The 8,320-nt window shown below is 74.3% G+C and carries 10 protein-coding genes and 1 pseudogene; 5 read left to right on the forward strand and 6 right to left on the reverse strand.

Features of this window, described 5'->3' with window-relative positions; all coding sequences use genetic code 11:
* Both IE245_RS23895 and IE245_RS23900 read left to right on the forward strand, forming a co-directional pair.
* Positions 1-610 (forward strand): RsiG family protein (locus IE245_RS23895; RefSeq protein ID WP_373305387.1); only part of this gene is annotated, 610 nt, incomplete at its 5' end.
* A 51-nt stretch (positions 611-661) separates the two neighbouring features.
* Entirely contained in the window at positions 662-1,906 is a 1,245-nt protein-coding gene (locus IE245_RS23900) for a GNAT family N-acetyltransferase (protein WP_189950950.1), read from the forward strand.
* An 18-nt stretch (positions 1,907-1,924) separates the two neighbouring features.
* Here the strand turns inward: IE245_RS23900 and IE245_RS23905 are convergent, their stop codons facing one another.
* On the reverse strand, positions 1,925-2,695 hold the full coding sequence (locus IE245_RS23905) for an ABC transporter permease (RefSeq protein WP_189950952.1): 771 nt from the start codon (positions 2,693-2,695) through the stop codon (positions 1,925-1,927).
* The gene (locus IE245_RS23910; protein WP_189950953.1) at positions 2,688-3,692 is read right to left on the reverse strand and encodes an ATP-binding cassette domain-containing protein; all 1,005 of its coding nucleotides are present in this window, start codon (positions 3,690-3,692) and stop codon (positions 2,688-2,690) included. Before IE245_RS23910 ends, IE245_RS23905 begins: the two co-directional genes overlap by 8 nt.
* A gap of 116 nt (positions 3,693-3,808) precedes the next feature.
* On the opposite strand from IE245_RS23910, the gene IE245_RS23915 reads away from it, so the two are divergent.
* The gene (locus IE245_RS23915; RefSeq protein WP_189950955.1) at positions 3,809-4,591 is read left to right on the forward strand and encodes a TetR/AcrR family transcriptional regulator; all 783 of its coding nucleotides are present in this window, start codon (positions 3,809-3,811) and stop codon (positions 4,589-4,591) included.
* A 7-nt stretch (positions 4,592-4,598) separates the two neighbouring features.
* Here the strand turns inward: IE245_RS23915 and IE245_RS23920 are convergent.
* The 4 genes and pseudogenes from IE245_RS23920 to IE245_RS23935 form a co-directional block, all read right to left on the reverse strand.
* Positions 4,599-5,771 (reverse strand): annotated as a pseudogene (locus IE245_RS23920) (MFS transporter); the annotation flags it as partial.
* An 83-nt stretch (positions 5,772-5,854) separates the two neighbouring features.
* A complete protein-coding gene (locus IE245_RS23925; protein ID WP_189950957.1) occupies positions 5,855-6,340 on the reverse strand; it encodes a MarR family winged helix-turn-helix transcriptional regulator in 486 nt (161 codons plus the stop codon).
* 85 nt (positions 6,341-6,425) lie between these two features.
* Positions 6,426-6,839, reverse strand: coding sequence for a VOC family protein (locus IE245_RS23930; RefSeq protein ID WP_189950959.1), 414 nt, complete (start codon positions 6,837-6,839; stop codon positions 6,426-6,428).
* 10 nt (positions 6,840-6,849) lie between these two features.
* Positions 6,850-7,269, reverse strand: a complete 420-nt coding sequence (locus tag IE245_RS23935) for a helix-turn-helix transcriptional regulator (protein WP_189951132.1) — start codon at positions 7,267-7,269, stop codon at positions 6,850-6,852.
* Positions 7,270-7,356: 87 nt separating this feature from the next.
* On the opposite strand from IE245_RS23935, the gene IE245_RS23940 reads away from it, so the two are divergent.
* Positions 7,357-7,731: a helix-turn-helix domain-containing protein gene (locus tag IE245_RS23940; RefSeq protein ID WP_169087762.1), complete on the forward strand. Its 375-nt coding sequence runs from the start codon at positions 7,357-7,359 to the stop codon at positions 7,729-7,731.
* 79 nt (positions 7,732-7,810) lie between these two features.
* Positions 7,811-8,320, forward strand: a 510-nt coding sequence (locus IE245_RS23945; RefSeq protein WP_189950960.1) for a hypothetical protein, incomplete at its 3' end; no start/stop codon positions are given.

An 8,320-nucleotide genomic window follows, 5' to 3' on the forward strand; every position in this document is an offset into this window, starting at 1 on the left:
GAGTGCATCCAGCACGGGGCCGACGCCGTCCGGCTCCGTACCGCTGATCCGCTCCGCGGGCCCGGTGCCCGGCGGTCCGGTCGCGCGGCCGCCCGCGCAGCGGACCGGCGGGCCGGCGCCGTCCGGCCGGCCCGGGCACGACCTCGGCGGGCTGCGCCTCGCCGAGCTGCGGGCGCTGCGCCGGGACGCGCAGAGCGACGAGGCCGATCTCAGCTATGTGCGCCGGATGCTGCAGGGCCGGATCGACATCCTGCGGGCGGAGCTGGCGCGCCGGACCGATCCGGAGGCGCCGGTGCTCGACCGGCTGTCCGAGATCCTCGCGGACGTGCCGTCGCGGCACCGGTCCTCGGCCCGGCACGTGACGCTGTCGACGCCGCGCGGGGAGGAGTACCGGCGGCTCGCCGCCGAGATGCTGTCGGAGGTCGAGCTGTCGGACCTGACGGCCCGCACGGACGAGGAGCTGCACACCGCGATGGGGCGGCTGGCCGGGTACGAGCAGCAGGTCTCGCAGCGCCGGCAGGCGCTCCAGCGGACCGCCGACGACTGCGGGGTGGAGATCGCCCGCCGCTACCGGGAGGGTGAGGCGCAGGTCGACGACCTGCTGGCCTGAGGGCGCGATAAATTCCGTGGCGGAACGGGCCCGCGTGCGTAGGGTCGGGGGATGGCTGTCGAACTGCGCGCGGTGAACGAGTCCGAATTCCCCGACTGGCTGCGGGCGTTGCGGACGGGCTTCCTGCACGAGCCGGTCGTTCCCGAGGAGCTGGTCGCCGACCGGCTGGCCCACGTCGACCTGGAGCGGACTCTGGCCGCCGTGGACGGCGGCCGGGTGGTCGCCACCTTCCGTTCCTTCCGGCAGGAGCTCAGCACCGTCGGCGGCGGCGGTCTCGTCGCCGACGCGGTCACGCAGGTGACCGTCTCGCCGACGCACAAGCGGCGCGGGCTGCTGAGCCGGCTGATGGCCCGGGACCTGGCGGCGGCCCGGGAGCGGGGCGACGCGGTCGCGACCCTGATCGCCGCCGAGTACCCGATCTACGGCCGGTACGGCTTCGGCCCGGCGAGCTGGTCGACCGAGTGGAGCGTGGACCTGCGCCGGGCGGGCCTGGACCCGCGCCGCAGCGGCCGTCCGGAGGACGGCGGCCGGATCGATCTGACCGACGGGGCGGAGATCCGCCGGATCGGGCCCGCGCTGCACCGGCGGCTCGCCGGCGTCCGGGCCGGCGTCACCGGCCGGCTGCCGCGCAACTGGGACGTGGGCACCGGCGGCGGGCATCACCTGGAGCCGTGGACGGAGCCGTACTACGCGGTGTACCGGTCGGAGTCGGGAGAGCCCGAGGGGTACGTGTCGTACCGCTGCGACGACAGGTGGGGCGACGGCAAGCAGCCGGAGAACACGCTGACGGTGCGGGACCTGATCGCGGCGACGCCGGCGGCCGAGCACGCCCTGTGGCGGTACGTCTGCTCGCTGGACTGGGTGGCGACCGTCCGCAGCGGTTCGCGGGCGCCGGACGACCCGCTGCCGCTGCTGCTGCCGGATCCGCGGGCGGCGCGGACGGTGACCCACGCGGACATGCTGTGGCTGCGGGTCCTCGACGTGGTGCGGGTCCTGGAGGAGCGGACGTACCCGGTGGCGGACGGGCTCGTCCTCGACGTGCGGGACGGCGACGGCTTCGCGGCCGGGCGCTACCGCCTGGACGCCTCGCCGAAGGGGGCGTCGTGCGTCCCGACGACCGCCTCCGCGGACCTGGTGCTCGACGTGGCGGAGCTGGCCCGGCTGGTCCTCGGCGACGCGTCGCCGGTGCGGCTGGCGCTGCTCGGCCGGATCGAGGAGGCGGTGCCGGGTGCGGCGGCCCGGGCCGAGCTGCTGTTCCGGACGCCGCTGCGGGCGTTCTCGCCGGACATCTTCTGAGCCCTTCCCCCGGCTCCGTCAGCGGGTACGGCGGCGGAAGAGCGCGCCGGAGACGGCGACGCCCAGGGCGAGGAGGCCGCCGCACCAGGCGAGCGCGGTCCAGGGCGCGTCGCCGACCGGCTGGTCGAGGAGCAGGCCGCGCATCGACTCGATGAGCGGGGTGACGGGCTGGTGCTCGGCGAAGCCGTGCAGCCAGCCGGGCATGGTGTCGATGGGCACGAAGGCGCTGCTCGGGTAGGGCAGGAACATCATGAGGAAGGTGACGGCGTTGGCCGCCTCGGGGGTCTTGGCGACGAGGCCGGCGGCCGCGGACAGCCAGGACACGGCGGTGATGTAGGCGAGCAGCAGGCCGATGGCGGCGAGCCAGCCGCCGGGGGTGGCGGTGGGCCGGAAACCGATGAGGAAGGCGACGCCGAGGACGAGCGCGGTGGCCAGGAGGTTCCGGGCGACGGTGGCGACGACGTGTCCGGTGAGGAAGGGGACGGCGCCGACGTCGAGGGTGCGGAGGCGGTCGACGGTGCCGCGCCGCATGTCCTCGCTGACGGAGACGGCGGTGGCGGCGGCGCCGAAGCCGGCGCACAGGACGATGACGCCGGGGACGACGTAGGTGACGTAGCGGGTGGTGCCGGTGTCGATGGCGCCGCCGAAGAAGTAGACGAAGACCAGCATCAGCATCACCGGCATCACCAGGGCGGTGACGACGGCGTCGAGGTTGCGCCGGCTGAGGAGGAGGCCGCGCCCGACGAGGGCGGTGGCGGTGGCGAGGGGGCTCGCGGTCGCGTCAGACATGGCTCGGCTCCTTCGTGGCGCTGGTGAGGGTGAGGAAGACGTCGTCGAGGGTGGCGCTGTGCACGGCGAAGCGCGCGATGTCGGTGCGGTGCGGGTCGAGTTCGTCGAGCAGGGCGCGGACGTGCGCGGCGCTGCCGTCGGTGGGGACGCCGAGGGTGAGGGTGGCGGGGGTGTGGCCGGTGGCGCGTGGGGCGAGGCGGAGGTACGCCTCCCGGTCGCGGGCGACGAGGTCGAGGCGGTGGCCCGCGTAGCGGCGCTTGAGTTCTTCGGGGGTGCCTTCGGCGAGGGTGCGGCCGCCGCCGAGGACGGCGACGCGGTGGGCGAGCCGGTCGGCCTCCTCCAGGTACTGGGTGGTGAGGAAGACGGTGGTGCCGTGGGCCGACAGTTCGCGGACGGCGTCCCAGAGTTCGTTGCGGCTGCGGGGGTCGAGGCCGGTGGTGGGCTCGTCGAGGAAGACGACCCGGGTGGTGCCGGGGTCGCGGACGAGGCCGGCGGCGAGGTCGAGGCGGCGGCGCATGCCGCCGGAGTACGTCTTCGTCTGCCGGTCGCGGGCGTCGGTGAGCCGGAAGCGTTCGAGGAGTTCGTCGGCGCGGCGGGCGGCGGCCCTGCGGGAGAGGCCGGAGAGCCGGGCGGTGAGGCGGAGGTTCTCGGCGCCGGTGAGGGTCTCGTCGACGGCGGCGTACTGGCCGGTGAGGCTGATGGCGCGGCGGACGGCGCGCCGTTCGGTGACGACGTCGTGGCCGGCCACGCGCGCGTGGCCGGCGTCGGGGGCGGCGAGGGTGGTGAGGACGCGGACGGTGGTGGTCTTGCCGGCGCCGTTGGGCCCGAGGAGGGCGAAGACGGTGCCTGTCTCGACGCGGAGGTCGAGGGAGTCGAGGACGCGGACGCCGCCGTAGCTCTTGGTCAGGCCGGTGGTCTCGATGGCGTGGGTTCCGGTGGCGGGCGTACCGATGGTGGGCGTACCGGTGGTGGCGGATTCTCCGGTGGCGGGAGGCATGGCTGTCCCCTTCTGCTGCGCTCGTCGGCGTACTGCGTATGCCATACGCGTTACTGTGTAAGGGTTACGCATTACTAGGATGGGCGTCAAGCGAGCAAGGCGAGGAGGCGGCGCGGATGGCGGGTGACGAGGGCCGGAAAGGGTCCGGGGAAGGCGGCGGCACCTATCTGCCGCCGTCCGTCGAGGCCGCCTGGGGGCTGCGCGAGCGCCCCACCAAGGGGCCGAAGCCCGGGCTCAGCGCGGACCGGATCGTCGCCGCGGCCGTGGAGCTCGCCTCGGCGGAGGGGCTCGCCGCCGTCTCGATGGGGCGGGTCGCCAAGGAGCTGGGCGTCTCCACGATGTCCCTCTACCGGTACGTCTCCGCCAAGCAGGAGCTGTACGTCCTCATGCAGGAGGCGGCGACGGGCGCCCCGCCCGAACTGTTCGGCCCGGAGGTCCCCTGGCGGGAGCGGATGGAGCGCTGGGCGCGGGCGATGCGCGAGGTCTATCTGCGCAGTCCGTGGCTGCTGCGGGTCCCGGTCTCCGGCCCGCCCGCGACGCCGCACGCGGTGGCCTGGTGGGAGAAGGCGCTGCACTCGCTGGAGGACACCGGTCTCGACGAGGGCGCCAAGATCTCGGTGACGCTGCTGGTGGCCGGTTTCGTGAAGAACGACGCGCTGATGGCGGCGGAGCTGGCCGACGCGGTGGAGGCGTCCGGGTACGCGCCCGAGGAGGCGATGACCCAGTACAGCCGCACCCTGCGCCGGCTGGTGGACCCGGAGGTGTTCCCGCGGGTGGCGGGGCTGATCGACTCGGGGGTCCTGGACCAGCCCGACGCTCCGGACGGCGAGTTCCGCTTCGGCCTGGCCCGGATCCTGGACGGCGTCGCGGCCCTCGTGGAGGGCCGCGAGACTTCCTGAACTCCCGTCAGGCGGCCATCGCCACCTCGGGCTTCGGGGCGCCCGCCCGCTTCGTGCGCAGGACGGCCGCGGCGATCGCGAGGGCGGCGACCAGGAGCCCGGTGCCGACGGCGAAGGCGAGGCGGTAGCCGCCGGTCAGGGCCTCGGCGGTGCTCCGGCCGGCCGCGTCGAGCACCTCGGTGCGGCCGGCGGCCAGGGTGGTGAGGACGGCGACGCCGAGCGCCATCCCGATCTGCTGCGTGGTGTTGAAGAGGCCGGAGGCGAGACCCGCGTCGGCCTCGTCGGCGCCCGACATCCCGAGCGCGGTGAGCGCGGGCAGGGCCAGGCCGAAGCCGGCGGCGAGCAGCATCACGGGGAGCAGGTCGACGGCGTACGAGGCGTCCGCCGGGAGCCGGGTGAGCAGGCCGAGGACGCCGATCAGCAGGGTGAGGCCGGTGAGCAGGACGGCGCGCTCACCGAAGCGGGTGATGAGCCGGGCGGCCGCGCCGAGCGAGACGGCGCCGATGGCCAGGGCGGCGGGCAGCATCGCGAGACCGGTGGCGGTGGCGCCGTACCCCTGGGCCTTCTGGAGGTAGAGGGCGACCAGGACCTGGAAGGCGAACAGCGCGGCGACCATGAGGAGCTGGACGGCGTTGGCGCCGGCGACGGCCCGGGAGCGGAGGATCCGCAGCGGCATCAGCGGGGTGGCGGCGGTGCGCTGGCGGACCAGGAAGCCGGCGAGCAGGGCGAGGGCGAGCGCCCCGAGACCCAGGGTGTGGGCGGAGCCGGCGCCGTGCTCCTCGATGCGCACGACCGCGTAGATGCCGGTCATCAGGCCCGCGGTGACCAGGAACGCGCCGAGCGCGTCGGCGCCGGCCCGCAGGCCGAGTCCCCGGTCGGCGGGGAGGGCGCGGGTGGCGAGGGTGATCCCGGCGGCGCCGATCGGCAGGTTGATGAAGAAGATCCAGTGCCAGGAGAGGGCGTCGGTGAGGAGCCCGCCGAGGACCTGGCCGACGGAGGCCCCGGCGGCGCCGGTGAAGCTGAACACGGCGATGGCGCGGGCCCGTTCGCGGGGTTCGGTGAAGAGCGTGACGAGGATGCCGAGGCTGACCGCCGAGGACATCGCGCTGCCGGCGCCCTGGAGGAAGCGGGCGGCGATCAGGACGGCGGGGGAGGTGGCGACGCCGGCGAGCAGGGAGGCAACAGGAGGGACGTCAGCAGAAGGTTTTGTTGCAGACTATTTCTTACGGAACTGAGTGGGAGAGGGGGCTCGCAGGGGTGCGGTCAGTTCTTCTGACGGGCCCTGCGGGCGGTCGCCGGCGCCTCGACGGGCGTCTTCAGGTGGTCCCCGGCCAGTCGGCCCAGCGCGCGGACCAGCACCTCCCGCTCCTCCTCCGGCAGCGAGCCGAGGGCGCCCGCGTGGACGCCGTCGACGATCCGCCGGCTCTCCGCGGCGAGCCGCGCGCCCGCCTCGGTGACGGCGATGATCCGCGCCCGCCGGTCCGTGCTCGACGGGCGCCGCTCGGCGAGCCCGGCCTTCTCCAGGGCGTCGACGGTGACGACCATCGTCGTCTTGTCCGTGTCGCCGATCTCGGCGAGCTGCGCCTGGGTCCGCTCCTCCTCCAGGGCGTGGACGAGGACGCAGTGCATCCGGGCCGTGAGCCCGATCTCCGCCAGCTCCGCCGCCATGCGCGTCCTGAGGACGTGGCTCGTGTGGTCGAGGAGGTAGGAGAGATCGGGCTCGCTGCGGCGGGGCGTCAAGGCGGTCATGCCGTCAGGGTAGGCGAGGCCGGTCCGTCGCGGATTATCGGAAACCGGACGATCGGGGAGGGCCGTCGCCGGGCCGGCCGTGGGCTCAGGAGAGCGGCTGCTGGAGGACGATCTGGTTGCCCGCCGGGTCGAGGAAGGCGCACTCGCGGACGCCGTACGGCTGGTCCGCCGGCTCGCGGAGCACCTCGGCGCCCGAGGCGGCGATCCGTTCGAAGGCCGCGTCGCAGTCGCCCGTACCGAAGATCGCCGCGCGCAGCAGGCCCTTGCGCATGAGGTCGACGACCGCCTGGCGGTCGGCCTCGGAGGCGCCCGGGTCGGCGAGCGGCGATTCGAGGACCACCGACACGTCCGGCTGCGCGGGCGAGCCCACGGTCACCCAACGCATGTCCTGGAGGCCGACGTCCTTGCGGACCTCCAGGCCGAGCGCGTCGCGGTAGAAGCCGAGCGCCTTCTCGTGGTCGTCGACGGTGATGAAGGTCTGGGAGAGGTTGATGTCCATGCCCTCCACGCTAGGGAGCGCTGTCGAGCGGCGCTTCTCCGTTCCTGACCGGTCGCGAGGCGACCTTGGCGACGCAGGCGGGCAGGGCGGCGTCACCGCCGTGCGCCCGGGCGCGGTACGCGCTCGGCGTCTCGCCGACCAGCTGGGTGAAGCGCGAGCTGAAGGAGCCGAGCGACGTGCACCCCACCTCCATGCAGACGTCCGTCACCGACAGGTCCCCGCGCCGGAGCAGCGCCTTGGCCCGCTCGATCCGGCGGGTCATGAGGTAGCCGTACGGCGTCTCCCCGAAGGCGGCGCGGAAGCTCCGCGCGAAGTGCCCGGTCGACATCAGCGCCGTCCGCGCGAGCGCCGCCACGTCCAGCGGCCGCGCGTACTCCCGGTCCATCCGGTCCCGTGCCCTGCGCAGGCGCCGGAGGTCGTCGAGGGGGATGCGGGTCGTCACGTCCTCACGGTACCGGGGACACTCTTGCAAGCAGACTGCTTGCAATAGTTAGCAAGCGGTGGCAGGGTACGGACCATGGCATCGCTCAACGTCGGCAACCTCGGCAGCCTCGGCGACTACCTGCGCGAGCAGCGGCGCACCGCGCAGCTCTCGCTGCGGCAGCTGGCCGAGGCCGCCGGGGTGTCGAACCCGTACCTGAGCCAGATCGAGCGCGGGCTGCGCAAGCCCAGCGCCGAGGTGCTCCAGCAGGTCGCCAAGGCGCTGCGGATCTCGGCCGAGACGCTCTACGTACGGGCCGGCATCCTCGACGAGAAGGACCGCGAGGAGCTGGAGACGCGGGCCGTGATCCTGGCCGATCCCTCGATCAGCGAGCGGCAGAAGCAGGTGCTGCTCCAGATCTACGACTCCTTCCGCAAGGAGAACGCGGCGGAGTCGGAGGCGACCGGCTAGCGCCCCGGCCCGTATGCCACGTCTGTACGCCCGTTTGCATGCCGCACGCTCGTACGCCCCACCCGGGAGGACCATCAGCATGGCCATCATCGACGAACTGCGTACCCCCCTCTACTTCGCCGCCGGCACCGCCGACCTCGCCGTGCGCCAGGCCCGCAAGGTGCCCGCCCTGATCGAGCAGCTCGCCGCCGAGGCGCCCGGCCGGATCGAGGCCGTCCGGAAGACCGACCCGAAGGCCGTGCAGGAGAAGGTCCAGGAGAAGGTGCAGGCCACGGTCGCCGAGGTCGTCGGGGCCGTCGGCGGCCTGGACACCGACCTCAAGAAGCTGGGCGAGACGGCGCAGGACCTCGCCCTGCGGGGAGTCGGCGTGGCCGCCGAGTACGCGGTGAAGGCGCGCGAGAAGTACGAGGAGGTCGCCGCGCGGGGCGAGGAGACCGTCCGCGCCTGGCGCGGCGAGACGGCCGCTCCGGCCACGGAGATCACCGTCGTGGTCGAGCCGGAGCCGGAGGCTTCGGCCGCGGACCCCGAGCCGGCCGCGGACCCCGAGCCGGCCGCGGACCCCGAGCCGGCCGCGGACCCCGAGCCGGCC

The organism is Streptomyces roseolus (assembly GCF_014649855.1).
GTDB lineage: Bacteria > Actinomycetota > Actinomycetes > Streptomycetales > Streptomycetaceae > Streptomyces > Streptomyces roseolus.

What these genes read in the sequence shown, in the direction of transcription:
- IE245_RS23930 (WP_189950959.1), bottom strand. Translation starts at nt 6,839, where the DNA reads ATGGACATCAACCTCTCCCAGACCTTCATCACCGTCGACGACCACGAG.
- IE245_RS23940 (WP_169087762.1), top strand. Translation starts at nt 7,357, where the DNA reads ATGGCATCGCTCAACGTCGGCAACCTCGGCAGCCTCGGCGACTACCTG.
- IE245_RS23905 (WP_189950952.1), bottom strand. Translation starts at nt 2,695, where the DNA reads ATGTCTGACGCGACCGCGAGCCCCCTCGCCACCGCCACCGCCCTCGTC.
- IE245_RS23915 (WP_189950955.1), top strand. Translation starts at nt 3,809, where the DNA reads ATGGCGGGTGACGAGGGCCGGAAAGGGTCCGGGGAAGGCGGCGGCACC.
- IE245_RS23925 (WP_189950957.1), bottom strand. Translation starts at nt 6,340, where the DNA reads ATGACCGCCTTGACGCCCCGCCGCAGCGAGCCCGATCTCTCCTACCTC.
- IE245_RS23900 (WP_189950950.1), top strand. Translation starts at nt 662, where the DNA reads ATGGCTGTCGAACTGCGCGCGGTGAACGAGTCCGAATTCCCCGACTGG.
- IE245_RS23910 (WP_189950953.1), bottom strand. Translation starts at nt 3,692, where the DNA reads ATGCCTCCCGCCACCGGAGAATCCGCCACCACCGGTACGCCCACCATC.